This is a genomic window from Pseudomonas sp. TNT2022 ID1044, assembly GCF_028656895.1.
Lineage (GTDB): Bacteria > Pseudomonadota > Gammaproteobacteria > Pseudomonadales > Pseudomonadaceae > Aquipseudomonas > Aquipseudomonas reinekei.
Map to the genome: position 1 here is coordinate 1 of NZ_JAMDHB010000021.1, position 16915 is coordinate 16915.

At 58.5% G+C, this 16915-nt stretch carries 23 protein-coding genes and 1 pseudogene; 15 read left to right on the forward strand and 9 right to left on the reverse strand.

Features of this window, described 5'->3' with window-relative positions; genetic code table 11:
• Together M5G20_RS21670 and M5G20_RS21675 are read left to right on the forward strand one after the other, a co-directional pair.
• Positions 1 to 2302: RHS repeat-associated core domain-containing protein (locus M5G20_RS21670; protein WP_273920787.1), on the forward strand; the 2302-nt coding region annotated here is incomplete at its 5' end.
• Positions 2303 to 2695 carry a hypothetical protein gene (locus tag M5G20_RS21675; protein WP_273920788.1) on the forward strand — a complete coding sequence of 131 codons (393 nt, stop codon included), beginning with the start codon at positions 2303 to 2305 and terminating at the stop codon, positions 2693 to 2695.
• A gap of 396 nt (positions 2696 to 3091) precedes the next feature.
• Here the strand turns inward: M5G20_RS21675 and M5G20_RS21680 are convergent, their stop codons facing one another.
• The 7 genes from M5G20_RS21680 to M5G20_RS21710 form a co-directional block, all read right to left on the reverse strand.
• Positions 3092 to 3310 (reverse strand): hypothetical protein, encoded by a 219-nt coding sequence (locus M5G20_RS21680; protein ID WP_273920790.1) that lies wholly within the window; start codon positions 3308 to 3310, stop codon positions 3092 to 3094.
• 101 nt (positions 3311 to 3411) lie between these two features.
• A complete protein-coding gene (locus M5G20_RS21685) occupies positions 3412 to 3600 on the reverse strand; it encodes a hypothetical protein (protein WP_056853803.1) in 189 nt (62 codons plus the stop codon).
• A 125-nt stretch (positions 3601 to 3725) separates the two neighbouring features.
• Positions 3726 to 4199, reverse strand: coding sequence for a glycine zipper domain-containing protein (locus M5G20_RS21690; RefSeq protein WP_273920792.1), 474 nt, complete (start codon positions 4197 to 4199; stop codon positions 3726 to 3728).
• Between the two features lie 112 nt (positions 4200 to 4311).
• Positions 4312 to 4680, reverse strand: a complete 369-nt coding sequence (locus M5G20_RS21695) for a bacteriocin (protein WP_273920793.1) — start codon at positions 4678 to 4680, stop codon at positions 4312 to 4314.
• A gap of 312 nt (positions 4681 to 4992) precedes the next feature.
• Positions 4993 to 5181, reverse strand: coding sequence for a hypothetical protein (locus M5G20_RS21700; RefSeq protein ID WP_075948780.1), 189 nt, complete (start codon positions 5179 to 5181; stop codon positions 4993 to 4995).
• A 145-nt stretch (positions 5182 to 5326) separates the two neighbouring features.
• Positions 5327 to 5647, reverse strand: coding sequence for a YbjQ family protein (locus M5G20_RS21705; protein ID WP_273920794.1), 321 nt, complete (start codon positions 5645 to 5647; stop codon positions 5327 to 5329).
• An 88-nt stretch (positions 5648 to 5735) separates the two neighbouring features.
• Positions 5736 to 5918: a hypothetical protein gene (locus tag M5G20_RS21710; protein WP_083659350.1), complete on the reverse strand. Its 183-nt coding sequence runs from the start codon at positions 5916 to 5918 to the stop codon at positions 5736 to 5738.
• Positions 5919 to 7222: 1304 nt separating this feature from the next.
• Here M5G20_RS21710 and M5G20_RS21715 point away from each other — a divergent pair.
• On the forward strand, positions 7223 to 7612 hold the full coding sequence (locus M5G20_RS21715; RefSeq protein ID WP_273920796.1) for a hypothetical protein: 390 nt from the start codon (positions 7223 to 7225) through the stop codon (positions 7610 to 7612).
• 24 nt (positions 7613 to 7636) lie between these two features.
• Here M5G20_RS21715 and M5G20_RS21720 read toward each other — a convergent pair whose 3' ends face one another.
• Complete coding sequence (locus M5G20_RS21720; protein WP_273920916.1) at positions 7637 to 8647, reverse strand: phage portal protein; 1011 nt, start codon at positions 8645 to 8647, stop codon at positions 7637 to 7639.
• A gap of 11 nt (positions 8648 to 8658) precedes the next feature.
• Positions 8659 to 10416 (reverse strand): terminase ATPase subunit family protein, encoded by a 1758-nt coding sequence (locus tag M5G20_RS21725; RefSeq protein ID WP_273920798.1) that lies wholly within the window; start codon positions 10414 to 10416, stop codon positions 8659 to 8661.
• Between the two features lie 169 nt (positions 10417 to 10585).
• Between M5G20_RS21725 and M5G20_RS21730 the strand changes: the two genes are divergently transcribed.
• The 12 genes and pseudogenes from M5G20_RS21730 (at position 10586) to M5G20_RS21785 (ending at position 16853) form a co-directional block, all read left to right on the forward strand.
• Positions 10586 to 11416 carry a GPO family capsid scaffolding protein gene (locus M5G20_RS21730; RefSeq protein ID WP_273920800.1) on the forward strand — a complete coding sequence of 277 codons (831 nt, stop codon included), beginning with the start codon at positions 10586 to 10588 and terminating at the stop codon, positions 11414 to 11416.
• Between the two features lie 43 nt (positions 11417 to 11459).
• Positions 11460 to 12479 carry a phage major capsid protein, P2 family gene (locus M5G20_RS21735; protein WP_160769724.1) on the forward strand — a complete coding sequence of 340 codons (1020 nt, stop codon included), beginning with the start codon at positions 11460 to 11462 and terminating at the stop codon, positions 12477 to 12479.
• A gap of 3 nt (positions 12480 to 12482) precedes the next feature.
• Positions 12483 to 13184: a phage terminase small subunit gene (locus M5G20_RS21740; RefSeq protein WP_273920801.1), complete on the forward strand. Its 702-nt coding sequence runs from the start codon at positions 12483 to 12485 to the stop codon at positions 13182 to 13184.
• Positions 13185 to 13288: 104 nt separating this feature from the next.
• The gene (locus M5G20_RS21745) at positions 13289 to 13759 is read left to right on the forward strand and encodes a head completion/stabilization protein (protein WP_273920802.1); all 471 of its coding nucleotides are present in this window, start codon (positions 13289 to 13291) and stop codon (positions 13757 to 13759) included.
• Positions 13759 to 13971 carry a tail protein X gene (locus M5G20_RS21750; RefSeq protein ID WP_257357923.1) on the forward strand — a complete coding sequence of 71 codons (213 nt, stop codon included), beginning with the start codon at positions 13759 to 13761 and terminating at the stop codon, positions 13969 to 13971. The genes M5G20_RS21745 and M5G20_RS21750 overlap by 1 nt, the downstream gene beginning before the upstream one ends.
• 45 nt (positions 13972 to 14016) lie before the next feature.
• Complete coding sequence (locus M5G20_RS21755) at positions 14017 to 14340, forward strand: phage holin, lambda family (RefSeq protein ID WP_273920805.1); 324 nt, start codon at positions 14017 to 14019, stop codon at positions 14338 to 14340.
• A complete protein-coding gene (locus M5G20_RS21760) occupies positions 14337 to 15179 on the forward strand; it encodes an N-acetylmuramidase family protein (protein ID WP_273920806.1) in 843 nt (280 codons plus the stop codon). Before M5G20_RS21755 ends, M5G20_RS21760 begins: the two co-directional genes overlap by 4 nt.
• A complete protein-coding gene (locus M5G20_RS21765) occupies positions 15176 to 15382 on the forward strand; it encodes a hypothetical protein (protein ID WP_273920807.1) in 207 nt (68 codons plus the stop codon). Before M5G20_RS21760 ends, M5G20_RS21765 begins: the two co-directional genes overlap by 4 nt.
• Positions 15379 to 15822 (forward strand): Rz-like lysis system protein LysB, encoded by a 444-nt coding sequence (lysB, locus tag M5G20_RS21770; protein WP_273920809.1) that lies wholly within the window; start codon positions 15379 to 15381, stop codon positions 15820 to 15822. Before M5G20_RS21765 ends, lysB begins: the two co-directional genes overlap by 4 nt.
• Positions 15737 to 15922 (forward strand): annotated as a pseudogene (lysC, locus tag M5G20_RS21775) (Rz1-like lysis system protein LysC); the annotation flags it as partial. The gene lysB and the pseudogene lysC, both read left to right, overlap by 86 nt.
• The gene (locus M5G20_RS21780; protein WP_273920812.1) at positions 15919 to 16395 is read left to right on the forward strand and encodes a phage tail protein; all 477 of its coding nucleotides are present in this window, start codon (positions 15919 to 15921) and stop codon (positions 16393 to 16395) included. The pseudogene lysC and the gene M5G20_RS21780, both read left to right, overlap by 4 nt.
• Positions 16392 to 16853: a phage virion morphogenesis protein gene (locus tag M5G20_RS21785; protein ID WP_273920813.1), complete on the forward strand. Its 462-nt coding sequence runs from the start codon at positions 16392 to 16394 to the stop codon at positions 16851 to 16853. Before M5G20_RS21780 ends, M5G20_RS21785 begins: the two co-directional genes overlap by 4 nt.
• Positions 16854 to 16915 lie beyond the last annotated feature (62 nt).

A 16915-nucleotide genomic window follows, 5' to 3' on the forward strand; every position in this document is an offset into this window, starting at 1 on the left:
CCACCTGCTCGCGGAAACCTTGCCCGACGGCGGACGGCGGCAGTTTTCCTACGATGCGTTGGGGCGACGGACGACGGTTCAGGACGAACACGGCGCGGTCACGGGTTATGAGTGGGATGCGCTTGGCCGACTGCTGCAGACGACCTTTCCGACGGGGGGCCGTCGCCGTTTCAGCTACAACGCCTACGGCCAGGTCACCGCCGAAACCGATGAACTGGGGCGGGTCACGCGTTTTGAGTACGCCGACGACCTGCACCTGGTCAGCCGGCGGATCAACCCCGACGGCAGCGAGCTGAAGTACCGCTACGACCACGCTCAACTGTTGCTCACCGAGATTGAAAACGAAGTCGGCGACCGCTATCGGCTGGACTACACGCCCAGCGGCTTGATCCGTCAGGAAACCGGCTTCGACGGGCGACGCACGGCGTACGCCTACGACCTCAACGGCCAGTTGCTGGAGAAAACCGAGTTCGGTGATGACGGCTCGCAGCTGGTCAGCGGTTATCAGCGCGACAGCGCCGGGCGGTTATTGGTCAAAACCCTGCCGGACGGCAGCAAGGTCGAGTATCGCTATGACGGGCTGGGGCGACTGGTCAGCGTCGACGACGGGCAGGATCACCCGCTGGAGTTCGAGTACGACGCCCATGACCGGCTGATCACCGAGCACCAGGGCTGGGGCACGTTGCGTTATGGCTACGACGCCTGCGGCCAGCTCCAGCACTTGCGGCTGCCGGACAACAGTCGTCTTGAATATCACCGCGCGCAAGGCGGGGCGTTGACGGCCATTGACCTCAACGGTTCGCGGCTGAGCAGTCATCAATTTGAGTTCGGAAGGGAACGCCAGCGCCAACAAGGCCTGCTGCACAGCGACTTTGCCTACGACGAGCAGGGCCGTTTGCACGCCCACGCCGTCCGGCAAGCCGAGCGTCCGCTGTACCGCCGCGATTATGCCTACAGCGCCAACGGCAACCTCGCACAGGTCAACGACACCCGTCACGGCGAGCGCCACTACCAGTACGACCCGCTCGACCGCCTGACCGGTGTTCGCCACGCCCGCGATCAAGACCCGGAAAACTTCAGCCACGACCCGGCCGGCAACCTGCTGATCCACGATCGCCCCGGCCCCTGGCACCTCAAGGGCAACCGCCTGCTGCGCCACGCCGACCGGCATTACGACTACGACGCCTACGGCAACCTGATCCGCGAACGCCGTGGCCAGGCCGTCACGACCTACACCTACGACAGCCAGCACCGCCTGACCGGCTTCACCGCACCCGACGGCCGCGAAACGGCCTACCGCTACGACGCCTTCGGCCGACGCATCGCCAAGACCGTCGACGGCCAGACCACACAGTTTTTCTGGCAAGGCGACCACCTCATCGCCGAAAGCAGCCCCAGGCACTACCGCAGCTACCTCTACGAACCCGGCAGCTTCCGCCCGCTGGCCCTGCTCGACGGCAAAGGCCCGAAACACGCCTGCCCGTTCTACTACCACCTCGACCACCTCGGCACCCCGCAGGAACTGACCGACTACAGCGGCGAGATCGTCTGGTCGGCGAGGTACACCGGCTACGGCAAGGTCAACCAAATCACCCATGGCGGCGGCGAACAACTGGAACAACCGCTACGTTTCCAGGGCCAGTACTTCGACGCCGAAAGCGGGCTGCACTACAACCGCCACCGCTATTACCACCCGGATACGGGGCGCTACCTGACGCCGGATCCGGTGAAACTGGCGGGTGGGTTGAACGCGTATCGGTACACGCCGAATCCGACGGGGTGGGTGGATCCGTTGGGGTTGAGCGGGAATTGTCCGGGGGGGAATAAGCCGGGTTGCTCGGCGCCGGATGGTGGTGTTGGGGCTAAGGTTGATGAGGGGGATGTTGCGCTTCCTTCCTCGCAAAATCAGGGTGAATATCTATACCGTGGAGATCTCCGTAGCCCGAACGAAATCTTTGATACTGGCTTCGTTAGCTTAGGAAAAAGCACAGACTTAAAGCTACATGTTTGGGATAACAGAAATCCTCCGAGTAATTTTGTAAGCACATCAACCGACCCAGAGGTTGCCATCGATTTCGGAACACATTACAGAACCAAAAAAGGTTTCTTATACACACTAAAAAAAATAGATGGACACGACATCAACAAAGAGCTTCACCCTAATGATGTCCCCTATAGCTACGAAGATGAAATAGCAATTCCGGACAGAATCAAAAGTGATGACATTTTAGGCGCTACCCCGTTGAAGAAAGATGGCAGCTACGTGGGATATTCCATTCCAAACCCTGATAGGAAGCGATAAATGAAAACCCAAAAAATCCCTGTCTTAATCGCTGACAAACTGGAAACAGCCGTACTCACCTACGACGAGCGAACGCCGACCATGAAGGTAATGCTTGAGAATGGTTGGACAACCCAAACCTCGGGAGCTGACATATACGAATGCCTTGGGAAAATAATCAAAGAACTCCCCAATGCTAAGTTTTTGTGTAAAGGTGCAAAGTTAAATGTTCGACCATCCAGTATGTCATCTCAAATGGGAGCTGGAATCATGGCTTACGAACACAAACTTGGCGTGAAAGCTTCTAGAAAAGATATCGTTAACATTTTTGACTATGACGACGAACAGATCGTCAATGATCCACAAATGCAGACCGATTACTTTTTCCGCTGGCTGGAATCCCTAAAAAAATAGAGGTTATACGCATCCCGCACGCAAGAAGCCCAGTAAATAACTGGGCTTAGAAATCCATATTTAATTCAAACTATTCCTTCTTCTCAGTGCCTGAACTCCCCGAACTATCTGCTTTTCCTGACTCAGCCCCACTCCCCGCCGAACTCCCCCCACCCGTCCCAGGGCTAGTACTACTCCCATCAGCATCCCCACCATTCCCGCCTTCAATCGTGCCGGGTGGCAAGGCATTTTCCGGACCGGAGCCAGCATTCATTTCCGTAGACGGCGGCATTCCGCCCTTATCGACTGGGGCGTCGTTACCGGCATATACCGACAAAGCACCCAACGACAACAACCCGGCTACCGTCAGGGCAGTCACTGTTGACCTGTTCATGACGAACCTCCTTCAAAAGTTGCTTAACTCGGTTCGCCAGAGTAATCCTCGCCAGCGATATCCGGGTCTTCAGGCGTTGCCTCAACATCCGTATCCGTACGCTTCACCTCTTCATTGGGAACCTGCTCGACGCCGGCATCCTCGTCGGGCGGACGCTGGTCGCGGCTCAAGGGATCGGTCGGTGAAGGCAACGGATACTCCGGGGTATCGTCCGTGTCGGTGTCTTTCGTGTCAGCGTTCATGGTGCACCTCGCAAAGAGCCTGAAATGCAGGCCCTGAACGTTCGAGATTTCCACCGTGCACGGGGTTCGATCGGCAAGACAACCGGTCAACGCCGGCTCAATCAATCCTCTTCGCCGTCTTCATCCTCATCTTCAAATTCGAGATTTCCAACGTCGCCGGCGTCATCGGAATCGTTGAGCGGGACCGTAGCATCGTCCATCAAGGAACCTGGATCTTCATTGCCGGGGTCGTTGATAAATGGCAAACCACTTGGGCCTTTCTCTTCGTTACCTTCGGTTTCCGGGGTCATGGCGGGCCTCATTTGTTCAGGGGTGTATGAAGTTCGAGGTGAGCCACAGCCAAAACGTTCCTGAGAGGTAGCCAGAAAAGCAAAACCCGGCGCTTGGCCGGGTTTGTCTGTTGATCACGACTGAATCAGTGGTGTTTGTTTTTGTGCTTGTTCTTGTTTTTGTGTTTATGACCACCACCGGAATGGGAGCTGTGGTTGTCGTCCCCGAGATTATTGCCGACGGCCCCACCTGCGGCCCCGCCCAGGCCTGCACCGATGGTCGAACCGGTAGAGCCGCCCAGGCTGTTACCAATCACCGAACCACCCGCTGAGCCTAAACCACCACCGATCGCGGCTTCAGTGCGGTTGCCTTTTTGCGCGCCAACCGCACTACCGGCTGCACCGCCGACACCGGCACCAATCGCAGCTCCGGTGCTGCCGCCCATCTGCCCACCCACAACGTTGCCCAACGCACCACCAAGACCACCACCTACCGCCGCCGTACCGTCACCGGCCGCCATTGCCGCTTGCGAGAGGAGCAATCCAAAAACAATCGCGGGCAACGTGGTACGTCGAGTACTCAGCCTTGCAACTGATTTGCCTTTGGTTTTCGGGTTCATGGCCAGCCTCTTATTCTTCAGGGGTATGCAGGGTTTGAGGCGTTGCACCGAGAAACGTTCAAAACCAAGAAGCCCGGCATATAGCCGGGCTCTTTCAGGCGAGCAGATTTGCTCAGTGACGCTTGTGACCTTTGGCCAGGTTGCTGCCTACGCCACCGCCCAGTGCACCACCCAGGCCTGCGCCGATGGTCGAACCGGTCTTGCCGCCCAGGCTATTGCCGATCACCGAACCACCCGCAGCGCCAACGCCGCCGCCGATGGCAGCGCTGGTACGACGGCCTTTTTTAGCCGCTACGGCACTGCCCGCTGCGCCCGCTACACCTGCGCCGATAGCCGCGCCAGTGCTGCCGCCCATGCTCTGGCCTACAACGTTACCCAGTGCACCGCCCAAACCGCCACCGATGGCGGCCGTGCCGTCACCAGCCATTGCACCTTGAGCAACCAGAAGACCCAGAACCAGAGCAGGCAGAGTGAAACGCATGACAAAAACCTCAAAAAATAGGGGTGTAAACGAAAGGGGGCGAGATTGAATGCTTTAGAGGAGAAAAAGTCCAGCCACGCGCGCGCCCAACCTCGTTGTTGGCGACGGTTGGACAGCATTTTTGGAAAAGGTTTTATGACAGGCAAAAAAAAGCCCGCTGGGGAACGGGCAGGGTGTTGCTTCTAACGGATGAGCTGAGCCTACGTAGGTCCGTGTGAAAACTTTGTGAAAAAAATCCGCATTAAATAAATGTTCACACAATCTTCCAGATACAAAAAACCCCGCTCGATGACGGGGTCTGTTCAATGTCCATTATTTCCTGGCCGGTGCCGTAACCTTGGGTAGGAATTTTCCCTTCAGCACTCGGCAAGCCCGGGTTTTGATCTTGTCGACCTCGGTCTGATCTTCACCGAAGCTGGCTACATACTGCGTCTGGCCGCACTGTACAAAATTGTTGATCGGAAACTCCGCGCCGTCGTCTTCAATATACGGATCAGCCATCTCTTCGCCCCTCTCAAAAACGGGATCGACACCGGCAAGCCCTATTGCCTGAAAAATATCGACCACCAAGGATTTTGAGACTAGCCGGTCATTACTGGACTTGCTGTTCAGATAGCCCAACGCCCGACGAATGGCCCCTTTCGCATCACCGAAGCTTGACCGCCGTACCCGTAACGAAAACCACCACCATCCCGCCCTTCCCGGCCGGCATGCTGATCTCATAATCGAGCCCCACCACCGCATCCGCCTGCAGTGCCCGCGCCCGCGCCTTGATCTCGTCAGTGGCCTGCTCGCGCGCCTCCTTCAACGCCCGCTCCAACGTCTGCGAACGCCCACCAAAAATATCCCGCATCCCGGCAAACATATCGCGGATAACGTTGACGCCTTGCACCGACTCGGCACTGACGATGTCGAGGTACGCGGTGATTTGCCGACCTTCGATGGAATGGGTTGTGGTGGTGATCATTTAATTTCCTTGTTGCTCAAAGAATGAAGTGTATTAAACGCTACGCCGCGTCGCTCATTCTGATCAGGGGATTTGGGCAAACGACGAATCAGAGAAACTTGACCAACACCGCCGTGACAGTCGCCACCGTGCCAATCAAACCAGTGGCTACCGCCACCGGGTACCAGAACGTCTCCCGCGTCATCTTGCCAGCTTCAGCGTTCAACTTGCGCTGCTCAGCCATCAGCTTGACGATCTCCACATGAATCTTCTCCAGCTCCGCCTGCTTCATGGTGAGTTCCTGCATAACGTGCGCGTACCCGTGCTGATGGATGGGCCTGTCAGAGTGCGTTGCCCTTTGATTCACTTTGTACCTCATCGAAGGCGCAAAACGAATCCCCGGCAAGAACGGGGTTATCAAGTGCTGAAACCTCCTAAAACGTCTAAACGTGCGGGTTTGCAGCAGGCGTTCCCACACGCCGATCCAACGTCCTACATCAATTTCAGAAGCGGTCTGGTTTCTGCCGCCTGAAATTCAGGCACCTGAAACAACAAAACCCCTGGTTTCTTTCGAAACCAGGGGTTTTGTTTACATCGAATTTGGCGGTGAAGGAGAGATTCGAAAGCACCCGATCGCACTTTTCGGGCAATGAGGCCCCGGTTTATAAGGGTTTCGCGGCGATAGTTAGCGCGCAAGCATTCCCACGGCGTTCCCATGGATTTCTGCGGCAAGCGAATCCACCACCGCCGCATAGGACTGAATGCGTTTTTCGGGTGAGGCATCGGAAATGAGTAATTTTAGTAAGGCCGACGAGACTCTGGGCTCCAAGCCTCAGTTTTCAAGGCTTTCAGATGAAACCGGAAAGGTAATATCCAAGTAATTAAAAGGTAATGAAATTACTCTTCTTGAAGGTAATCTTCTTTGAGGCACCAGCTCTTATAAATCAATGAGTTACGTAATAATTACCTTTTGGATTACTAAAAATTACTTATCCAAGTAATCCGTAGAACCCAGTAAATGCGCGGCCTTGAGCCGCGTGAACGTCCCAAATTACAAAATTACCTTTTTCCGATGGCATTCCTGAAAAAGCCCCTCCCCGCTTTCCAAGCTATGCGCCCAGTATTGAGCCATGCAGGGTTTCGCAGGGAACGACACCGTCCAAAATTCGAATCGAACGCCCGGCCTGGCTACCATCGAGCAATGCGCAGAAGTGCAGAAAAAAAGACCCATTTAGCCCGTAGGCGAGGTGGGGGGACGACGGCGCGCGCCAGGCTATAAGCACGCCACTCACCTCGTGTGGCACGTCAGTAGCACCGAAGGTGTGAGGCAAGGATTAGCGAGATTCAAAAACTTCGAATGACCTGCCACACAAATAGCTCTCAGCCGGTTTCAACCAAGCTAAAAGGCCCGTATTTATTGGGCCTAAGCAACTTCAACGCTTGCTAGCACGCGCTGTCAATGGTAGGGTCTTCTAGGGCATTTCACACTGAGCGAAGGCCGAAATTCCCCCTTAATTAACATGTCGGCACGCGGCCTAAGCCCCTCCAATTCGGAACAGAGCAGCTCGAAGCAACTCTCACTTAAGGAAAAGAATGATGGGGCAGGAAAACTTTCACGCCAGTGTTCAGTACGGTGACTTCAAAGGCACAGCAGCAGCTGACCGCCGTGATCACGACAGTATCTCCAAGTACCTTGAAAATCAGGGTCTGGTAAACGAGGGAGAGTTTCTGGTGGGTATAGAGGCGTACTCATCTGAGTTGATGGGTAAGGCTCAGGTAACGGACGTTAGCGTCACCGCTCTGGTAACGAAATACGAAGGATATGATGATGTCCAGGCGGCAGTTGATTCTGGTAACCCGCTCAAGGTTCGCAAGATCCGATTTGATATGCCCCTTGTAGACTTTTTCAGCCTCTTCAAACGGTTCGAGATATCAATCTCCAGCCATGGAATGATTGATCAACGCGACATCATTTTCGACGACTGACGTTGATCAACTCAGCGCCCTGGCCTAAATGGCCGGGGCCAGTTCATAAGGTCTGAACCGCATCACTTCTTCACCCAGCCAATCATTCAACTGCAGCATCCGCGTCTGGATAGGTTCCAGCTCGTTGGCTGCATAGATCTGCGCGGCCTCTCTGATTGATCCAAACCCACCCGCGTTCTGCGGCACAATCCCCATCAACTGCGGCGGAATGCGCAGGCTGGCCAACACGTCATCCCGTGTCTGATTCTTGATCGAGTTGAACTCATCCTTCGCAGCGACCTCACTCACCGGGATCAGCTGAATCCCGTCCTTTTTGCCGGTCGGTGAGTAAACAAATAGATTCCGGAAATTCCCCGGCCCTTTCGACTCCTTCAGTGCCTTGCGCAACGCATCAATATCAGCCTCGGTCTGCGCCGCATCCGTCATATACAGAATGAACCCGGCATGACTGCCATTCTCGTAATACTTGCGCCGAAACAACGTCGCCGACTCGTTCAACAACGCCGACTGCAAAGCGCTGATCCACTCCGGCAACCCATAGATCTCCTGATGCAGATCCGCCTCACGCAAATGAAAAATGCTATCCGGCTCAAACGCGTGCTCATCCTTCCACCCCCGCACCTGGTAAAACTGCCCGTCCGGCCCGGCACGCATGTACTTGGCCAACGGCGTTTCCAGTTTGTGTACCCCGCCCAACCGCGAGCGACGCCCCTCAAGGTAGCCGTTGCCCAGACACAGGAAGTCCAACGCAAACTGCTCAAACGAAGCGCGGGACAACAGTGGATGTGGGATGAACGTCTTGCTCAAAAGGTTGCGCTTGAACATCAACCCGGAATGCAAATGCACACTCGCGCCCACCGACCGGGCCAGCCCATCCAGCGACAACGGCGGCTCATACCACCGCCCGTTGAACCAGCATTCCAGATAGTCGAAAACCTCCCGACCACCCAGCACCGGCGTCGGCTCGCCGAAGGAAAAAACCTGCGTCCCGGCGCCTATGGCGGGTGTAGTCGCGGGCAACGTCTGGTTGGCCATTTGTTCGGTCATCAATAAATCTCCATACGCCCAGTGTTGGCAGTGGTCTGCCCCTCAAGCGGTTCGTGGTGCAATGCGTGAAAGAGCGCCCAGGCCAGGTCGGCGTGGCCGGTGTTGTCGTTGCGGCCGGCGGTGTAGGTGTACTGGCGTCCGCCGGCGGTGACGGTTTTGCGGATCGCCATTAGCGACTGAGCCATGTCGGTCCAGCCGGCGTCGAATTCGAGCCGGCCCTTGTGGATTACGTCGTAGGCCTTGAGTACCAGGCGCGTTTTGACTTCGGGGGAATAGCTGAAGGTGGTCACCGCCGGGAAGAACTGGCGCACCAGCTGGGCCACGCCGCTGCCCAGACCTGTCACGTCGATGCCGATGTAGGTCACCCAGTAGCGGTGGCAGACGCTCTTGATGAACGCGGCCTGCGCGGCGAAATCCATGCCCCGGAATTGGTGGCGCTCAAGGATGCGGAACTTGCCGCCCGGTACCAGCGGGGGCGCGACCACCACCATGCCGGAACAGTCGCCTGTCTCGGCCGGGTCGTAACCGATCCAGACCTGACGGTCGCCGAACGGGCGCATGGCGAAGGGCTTGTAGTCCTCGGCCCACTCGACCCAGCTGTCCACCATGCACAACTGCAACAAGGTCAACGGGAAAATGCTCGCGCCGTCGTCGACGAACTCACACATCAGCAGGTTGGCGAACGCCTCGGGGCTGTACTCGCGGCGCAGTTCTTCGATGTCGAACAGGTCGCAACCGCCCCGCTCCGCGTCGAGAATCGTGACGATCTGCCGCCACAACCGATCCTCACAGAACCGGCCCTGCTGGAGCGCGCCGTGGGACACATCCACCTTCGTATGCTGCGCGGCGGGCTTGCCCTTGTTGAAGCGCTCGCCCGTCCAGAAGGTGTACGCCTCATGGGCCATGCTCGACGGCGTGGAAAAGTAGGTCTTGCGCCACTTTTTGTGCATCGCCATACCCGAGGCAACCTTGTTCAGCTCCTCGAACTTGAATGTCCAGAAGAACTCATCGAAGTAGAAATTGCCGTGATAGCCCTGGGCGGTACGGGCGTTGGTACCGAGAAAGAACAGCTCGGCGCCGTTGGGCAACACGATGGGGTCACCGGTCAGCTCGACACCGATCACCTCGCGGCAGAACGCCTGAATGTAGCCCCGGAACAGGTAGGCTTGGTTCTTCGAAGCCGACAGGAAAATCTGGTTGCGCCCGGTCTCCAGCGCATCAATGAACGCCTCACGGGCGAAGTAGTAAGTGGCGCCGATCTGCCGGCTTTTGAGGATGACGCGGGTGCGCTGATTGCCGGCGCGGTACCAGTCTTTCTGATAGTCGAAACAGCCATCAATGAAGGCCTCGCGCAGCAGTTCGATCTGATCTTCGTCAATCTCGTTCTTAACGGCCTTTTTCTTCGGCTCGGCGTTGCGTTTCGCCAGATTTGGGTTGAGGTCGGTTTCGGTACCGCCACCTTGAAAGCGCTGGATGCGCGCCTGCCGCTCCAACTGCCGGTGCAGCAAATCAATCTCTTTGAAATCGCCCCCGCTCTTCCCCTCCTTGAGGATCAGTTGCACCAACCGCGCTTCCAGTGCCCCGCCGATGCGTTCGACGTTGTCCGCCCGGTCCCACTCATCGCGAGCCTTCCAGCTGTGTAGCGTTTTTTCCTTTTCGCCCGTAGCCTCGGCAATCTCGCAGATGCGCCAACCCATCCAGTAGAGAAACTTGGATTGGCGGCGGGGGTCGATGGGCAGCAGTGCGGTCGTAGTCATGGCCGCGATGCTGCCGCCCGCGACCGCGACTCAATAGCGCTGCCCCTTGTACCGCCCTGGCCTACAGTCCTGCCTCATTGCCGCAACTCGCGCGCGTCACGACCATGCCCTTCATCGCAACGCACTGCTCACCCAAAAGCAGGCGCCCCTAGCAATGAGGATTCCCGGCATGAAGAAGTTTCGCAGCAACTGGTTCCGCGTCGCCGTCGAGGGCGCCACCTCGGACAAGCGCACCATCAAACGCAGCTGGCTGGAACAGGCCGCGAAGAACTTCAACCCGTCCACTTACGGTGCCCGCATCTGGCTGGAGCATTATCGTAGCGTGATGCCGGACAGCCCATTCAAGGCTTACGGCGACGTGCTGGCCGTGAAGACCGAAGAAGTGGACATCAACGGCCAGAAGAAACTGGCGCTGTTCGCCCAGGTCGAGCCGACGTCCGATCTGATCGCCATGAACAAGGCGAAGCAGAAGATTTACACATCGATCGAAATCGACGACAGCTTTGCCGATACCGGCGAGGCGTACATCGTCGGGCTCGCGGTCACCGACTCCCCGGCCAGCCTCGGCACTGATGTCTTGGCGTTCTCAGCCCAGAAACCAGACGCCAACCCGTTTAAGGATCGCCACTACTCCGCGACCTCGATGTTCACCGAAGCGCTGGAAACCGAGCTGACCTTTGAAGAAATCGAGGACAAACCAAGCCTCGGCGCTCAGCTGTTCAGCAAGGTGCAAATCCTGCTCGGCGGCAAACAGGCCAAGGATGACGCCGAGTTTTCGCAGATCAGCCAAGCCGTCGAAGCCGTCGCCGAGCACGTCAAGGACCTGCCAGACCAGCTGGCCGCCGAGAAAAAATTCTCTGCCGGCCTGAACACCCGGCTGGATCAACTGAGCAAGGACTTCACCGAGTTGAAGGCAAAGCTCTCGAACACCCAAGACCACAACCAGAAGAAGCGCCCTCCGGTCACCGGTGGCGACAACCAGGTCATGACCGACTGCTGACAGCCGGCCCACCCACAGCCCCGACCCTCGAAGGACGATATTCATGCGTAACGACACTCGCGAACACTTCAACGCTTACCTGAGCCAGTTGGCGCGCCTCAATGGCGTGTCCTCGACCGCCGCCACTTTCGCGGTCGATCCGACCGTGCAGCAAACGCTGGAAACCCGCATGCAGGAATCCAGCGAATTCCTCGGCCAAATCGGCATCATTGGGGTCGATGAGCTGCAAGGCGAAAAGGTCGGCCTTGGCGTCAGCAGCACCATTGCTGGCCGCACCGACACCACCGGCAACGGCGTGCGCCAACCTCGCGACGTGTCGTCGCTGGACAAGAAAGGCTACGAAGCCAAGCACACCGACTTTGATACCGCGATCCGCTACGCGCAGCTCGACGCCTGGGCGAAGTTTCCAGACTTCCAGGCACGCCTGCGCGACGCGATCCTCAAGCGCCAGGCCCTTGACCGCATCATGGTCGGCTTCAATGGCGTCAGCGCTGCCGCCACCACCGACCGCCAAGCCAACCCGTTGTTGCAGGACGTCAACATCGGCTGGCTTCAGCAGTACCGCAACAACGCCTCGGCGCGCGTGCTCAAGGATGGCAAAACCGCCGGCAAGATCGTCATCGGCACGGGTGCAGAAGCGGACTACAACAACCTCGACGCGTTGGTCTATGACGCAATCGCCAACCTCATCGACCCGTGGCACCGCAAGGACCCGGGCATTGTGGTCATCCTCGGCAGCAACCTGGTGCACGACAAATACTTCCCGCTAATCAACAAGGAACAGCCGGCCACCGAGAAATTGGCAACCGACATGATCCTGTCGCAAAAGCGCATGGGCGGTAAGCAGCCGGTCGAAGTGCCGTACGTGCCCGACGGTGCTGCACTGATCACCACGCTGAGCAATCTCGCCATCTACTGGCAGATCGGTGGGCGCCGCCGCTATGTGAAGGAAGCGCCGGAAAAGAACCGCGTCGAGAACTACGAATCCAGCAACGACGCTTATGTCGTTGAGGATTACGGCCTCGGCTGCCTGGTCGAGAACATCGAGCTTGAAGGGGCATAAGCCATGGCCAGCAGCCTCGCCAAGCAACATTTCCAGCGAGTCACTGCCGCCATTGAGGCGGCAGCGACCGAACCCACGCAGACCATGGCCGGCGCCACGGCCTATGAACATCAGCTCAACCAACTGCTGCAAGACCGCCTGCGCCTGAAACAGGTGCAATCGAACCAGGGTAAAGCCGAACTCAAACGACAGCTGCTGCCCGCGTACATCCCCTACGTGCAAGGCGTGCTGGACGCCGGGCAAGGCGCCCAAGACGAAGTGCTGACCACCATCATGGTCTGGCGCTTCGATGCCGGCGACTTCACCGGTGGCCTCGATATCGCGCAGTACGTTCTGCAACACAAGATGGTCATGCCGGATCGCTTCGCCCGCACGTTGGGCTGTCTGGTCGCCGAAGAAGTCGCGACCGCCGCGTTCAAAGCACAGAAGGTCGGCGAGCCGTTCGACTTGGCCGTCCTGCACCGCACCGCCGAACTGACCGACGCCGAAGACATGCCCGACCAGGCACGCGCCAAGCTGTTCCTCGCCATGGGGCGCGCAACGCTCGAAGGCATCACCGACGAAAAGCCCGACCAACCGGGTCAGGTGCAAGCCGGCATCGACTTGCTGAAGAAAGCCATCGACCTGCACGACGCCTGCGGTGGCAAAAAGGATCTGGAGCGGGCCGAACGCCTGCTCAACAAACTTGCTGCCGCTGGCAGCTAATCGAGCGTCCCCACGCACCCCGCCGGCTCGGGGCGGATCGGCCAGGCCGCTCCTCCTGAACGTGAAGCCCCGACCACCGGCGACCTACAACAGAGCGCAGATTCATGAGCGGATTCGTAGCGGGCGGCAGCGGTACTCCGGCCCCCAGCGGCCACATCAACACCGACCCCTTCTGGCCGTCGATCGACCTCGACGACGTGCGCGGCACTTTGCGCATCGACTCCAGTGTCACGCCGATCCGTCTGGAAACCGCGACCATCGCCGCCGCCATCAGCGTGAATCGTGAGTTCGCCGCATGGCGCCGCGCCAAACAGGCAGAAGGCTACGCCACCCTCGCGGACATCCCGGCCGAACAAATCGAGGACAAATCTGAACTCGTTCACCTCTACCAACGGGCGATCTACGCCGCGACCGGCGCGGAGATTTGCGAGCGTTACCGCTCCTACGACAGTACCAACAGCGGCAGCCAGAATGCCGAAGAGCTGACCCCGAGCATCGACGAACTGCGCCGCGACCAACGTTGGGCCGTGCGCGACTTTCTCGGCCTCGGCCGCACCACCGTGGAGTTGATCTGATGCCCGTCAGCATCCGCGCCCAACAAAACGACACCGTCGATGCCCTGTGTTGGCGTCACTACGGCCGTACCGCTGGTGTCACCGAAGCAGTACTCGAAGCCAACCCCGGCCTTGCCGACCACGGCCCGACCTTGCCGCAAGGTCTACTGGTGCAAATGCCAGAAGCCCAAGCCGCCGCCCCGCAACGGCAGATGGTGAACCTATGGGACTGAACCGCCCGCACCGCGCCCTTGAACCCAACCACTCTGGATCATGGAATGAAACGCATGCCTGACCGTCCCGACACCTGGGCCTGGCTCGCCGCCTGGCTCGAACAGAACTGGCCCGCCATTTATGCCGGACTACTGGCCCTGGTCATCGCAAGCCTGCGGGTGATCTACGGCGGCGGTACGGTGCGCCGCATGATGATCGAGGCCCCACTCTGCGGCGCGCTCGCCCTGTCCGCCAGTCACGGGTTGTCGCTGCTGGGAATTCCGGCCTCGACCGCACCGTTCTTCGGCGGTGTCATCGGGCTGCTCGGCGTCGAGGGTACCCGCGCTGCCGCCAAGAAGATTTTCAACCGCAAGGTAGAACAGCTATGACCACACTTCGCCATGGCGACCGCTCGCAAGCGGTGCGCATCCTGCAAAAGAACCTCAATCAGTACGGCGCCAAAATGGATGTCGATGGTGATTACGGCAACGCCACTGAATCCGCCGTGCGCGCCTACCAACTCAGTGTCGGACTGGTCGCCGATGGTGTCGCCGGCAAAAAAACGCAAGCGGCACTCGCCGGTACCAACTGCCACCGATTGCTGAAAAACATCGACCTGGTCAACGCCGCCGAACGTCTCGGCGTACCGCTGGCCAGCGTCTACGCAATCAACGAAGTGGAATCGAAAGGTAGCGGTTTCCTCGACAACGGCAAGCCAGTGATCCTCTTCGAACGACACATCATGTACCGGCAGTTAAAGAAGGTCCGCGACGAGGACGACGACGCCAACGAACTCAAGCGCCACGCCGATCACCTGGCCGCAGCCAACCCGGCCGTCGTCAATCCGAAATCCGGTGGCTATGCCGGCGGCAGTGCCGAACACCAGCGCTTGGCCACCGCTCGCCTGATCGACGACACCGCCGCATTGGAGTCTGCTTCTTGGGGCGCCTTCCAGATCATGGGTTTTCACTGGCAGCGCTTGGGCTACAGCAACGTGCAGGATTTCGTCACCGCCATGAGCGCGGGCGAGTCGCAGCAGTTCGACGCCTTCGTTCGCTTCATCGAAACCGACCCAGTGCTGCACAAGGCACTGAAGGGGCGAAAATGGGCCGAGTTCGCCAAGCTCTACAACGGTCCGGATTACCAGCGAAACCTGTACGACATCAAACTCCAGCGGGCCTACGAGCGGCACGACGACTGCGGTTGCGGTCAGGCGGTGGCGGCATGATCGACTTCGACGCGGTGCAACGATTGAACGTGCAGGACGGTGATCTGCTGGTGGTGCCAGAGGACAGTGATCAGCACGACATTGAACTGCTGTGCGACGCGCTCTACGTCCAGATGCCAGCGCGCAAAGTCATCATCATTCGCGGCCCGGTGCAGCAGCTAGACGTCGCGGACATGAACAAACTTGGCTGGTTCCGGGCGTGAGCACCCTGCGCCAAGCCCTGCTTGGAATCGCGCTGCTCGCGGCCCTGGGATTGCTGATCTGGAGCCAGGAGCTGCGAATCAGTGGGGCGAACAAGGTCACCCGACTGGCCGAGCTGGATGCCAGCCGCGCCCGAGAACAAGCCGAGCGCAATCTCGCTAACGCCAACGAGTTGCACGCCACCCTGCAACAGGAACGCAACGCCCAGACCACCCTGCGCGCGCAACAGGATCATCTGCGCCAAGGCCTGGCAAAGCGCGAACTCACCATCGAGGCTCTGAAACGTGAAAACGCCGACCTACGCACTTGGGCTGCACAGCTTTTGCCTGATGCTGCTCGCCGGCTGCGCGAGCGCCCCGCCTTCACTGGCGCCGACGCTTATCGTCAGTGGCTGTCCGGCCGTGGTGCCGTGCACGCTACCGGCGACCAGCCCGCGCAGTAACGGCGATCAGCTCACCGACCAGGATCGTGTCGAGGCCGCTTGGGCAGACTGTGCGAGCCAAGTGGACATGGTTTACCAACACCAGCAGGCCCAACCATGAACAAGCCCGACAGCCTGAAAGCCCACCTGCTCGCCACGGTGGCCGAACTCAAGCACAACCCCGACCGACTGTTGATCTTCATCGACAACGGCAAGATCCGCTGCACCGCTGCCGCAACCCTCTCGTTTGAATACAGCTTCGACCTGCAAGTCATCCTCACCGATTTCGCCGGCCATCCCGACAGCGTTATGTTGCCGCTGCTGGGTTGGCTGAGCGTTCACCAGTCCGAGCTGCTGGAGAATCTGAACAAGGCCGCTGACGGCATTCAGTTCGAGGCTGACATTCTCGACAACAGCAAAGTAGATATGAGCCTGACGCTGCCGCTGACGGAGCGTGTGGTTGTGGGCAAGGATGACCAGGGCAATACCACGATTCGACATCCCGGCGAGCCGCAACGGGCTGCTGACTTTCTTGATCCGAACTGGATACCTGGCGCGCAGGGTACCGGTAGCGAATGGGTGCTGCCGAAATGACCAATCGACTGGAGACGTTGGAGGATTGGGCGGCGGGATTGCTCGGGCAGCTTGAGCCGGCATCGCGCAATAAGCTGGCGCGCAGCATCGGCCAGGCGTTACGACGCAGTCAGCAGCAACGAATCATTGCCCAAGAGAACCCAGACGGCAGCAAGTACACACCGCGTAAGCGGCGCAATCTGCGGAATAAGCAAGGGAGGGTGAAGCAGAAGGGGAAGATGTTTCAGAAACTGCGCACATCCCGCTATATAAAGGTTCAGTGTGACTCAAATACGATTAGCGTCGGATTCACCGGTCGCATAGCTCGCATCGCTCGGGTGCATCAGTATGGATTGAAAGATCGTGCTGGACGTGGTGTCACGGAAGTGAAGTATTTCCAGCGTGAAGTCCTTGGATTAACAAAGCAGAATTCTGACTTTATCAAAGCCTATTTACTGTCGAACCTTACCAGACAATAAGGCTTGAGCAAAACTAACAAAGTAAATATCATGCGCATTACCCGTACAGCAACTCATGGCGA

Excerpts from the sequence above, each read along its gene's own strand:
- M5G20_RS21675 (WP_273920788.1), top strand. The coding sequence starts at position 2,303 with ATGAAAACCCAAAAAATCCCTGTCTTAATCGCTGACAAACTGGAAACA.
- M5G20_RS21680 (WP_273920790.1), bottom strand. The coding sequence starts at position 3,310 with ATGAACGCTGACACGAAAGACACCGACACGGACGATACCCCGGAGTAT.
- M5G20_RS21685 (WP_056853803.1), bottom strand. The coding sequence starts at position 3,600 with ATGACCCCGGAAACCGAAGGTAACGAAGAGAAAGGCCCAAGTGGTTTG.
- M5G20_RS21690 (WP_273920792.1), bottom strand. The coding sequence starts at position 4,199 with ATGAACCCGAAAACCAAAGGCAAATCAGTTGCAAGGCTGAGTACTCGA.
- M5G20_RS21695 (WP_273920793.1), bottom strand. The coding sequence starts at position 4,680 with ATGCGTTTCACTCTGCCTGCTCTGGTTCTGGGTCTTCTGGTTGCTCAA.
- M5G20_RS21700 (WP_075948780.1), bottom strand. The coding sequence starts at position 5,181 with ATGGCTGATCCGTATATTGAAGACGACGGCGCGGAGTTTCCGATCAAC.
- M5G20_RS21705 (WP_273920794.1), bottom strand. The coding sequence starts at position 5,647 with ATGATCACCACCACAACCCATTCCATCGAAGGTCGGCAAATCACCGCG.
- M5G20_RS21710 (WP_083659350.1), bottom strand. The coding sequence starts at position 5,918 with ATGAAGCAGGCGGAGCTGGAGAAGATTCATGTGGAGATCGTCAAGCTG.
- M5G20_RS21715 (WP_273920796.1), top strand. The coding sequence starts at position 7,223 with ATGGGGCAGGAAAACTTTCACGCCAGTGTTCAGTACGGTGACTTCAAA.
- M5G20_RS21720 (WP_273920916.1), bottom strand. The coding sequence starts at position 8,647 with ATGGCCAACCAGACGTTGCCCGCGACTACACCCGCCATAGGCGCCGGG.
- M5G20_RS21725 (WP_273920798.1), bottom strand. The coding sequence starts at position 10,416 with ATGACTACGACCGCACTGCTGCCCATCGACCCCCGCCGCCAATCCAAG.
- M5G20_RS21730 (WP_273920800.1), top strand. The coding sequence starts at position 10,586 with ATGAAGAAGTTTCGCAGCAACTGGTTCCGCGTCGCCGTCGAGGGCGCC.
- M5G20_RS21735 (WP_160769724.1), top strand. The coding sequence starts at position 11,460 with ATGCGTAACGACACTCGCGAACACTTCAACGCTTACCTGAGCCAGTTG.
- M5G20_RS21740 (WP_273920801.1), top strand. The coding sequence starts at position 12,483 with ATGGCCAGCAGCCTCGCCAAGCAACATTTCCAGCGAGTCACTGCCGCC.
- M5G20_RS21745 (WP_273920802.1), top strand. The coding sequence starts at position 13,289 with ATGAGCGGATTCGTAGCGGGCGGCAGCGGTACTCCGGCCCCCAGCGGC.
- M5G20_RS21750 (WP_257357923.1), top strand. The coding sequence starts at position 13,759 with ATGCCCGTCAGCATCCGCGCCCAACAAAACGACACCGTCGATGCCCTG.
- M5G20_RS21755 (WP_273920805.1), top strand. The coding sequence starts at position 14,017 with ATGAAACGCATGCCTGACCGTCCCGACACCTGGGCCTGGCTCGCCGCC.
- M5G20_RS21760 (WP_273920806.1), top strand. The coding sequence starts at position 14,337 with ATGACCACACTTCGCCATGGCGACCGCTCGCAAGCGGTGCGCATCCTG.
- M5G20_RS21765 (WP_273920807.1), top strand. The coding sequence starts at position 15,176 with ATGATCGACTTCGACGCGGTGCAACGATTGAACGTGCAGGACGGTGAT.
- M5G20_RS21780 (WP_273920812.1), top strand. The coding sequence starts at position 15,919 with ATGAACAAGCCCGACAGCCTGAAAGCCCACCTGCTCGCCACGGTGGCC.
- M5G20_RS21785 (WP_273920813.1), top strand. The coding sequence starts at position 16,392 with ATGACCAATCGACTGGAGACGTTGGAGGATTGGGCGGCGGGATTGCTC.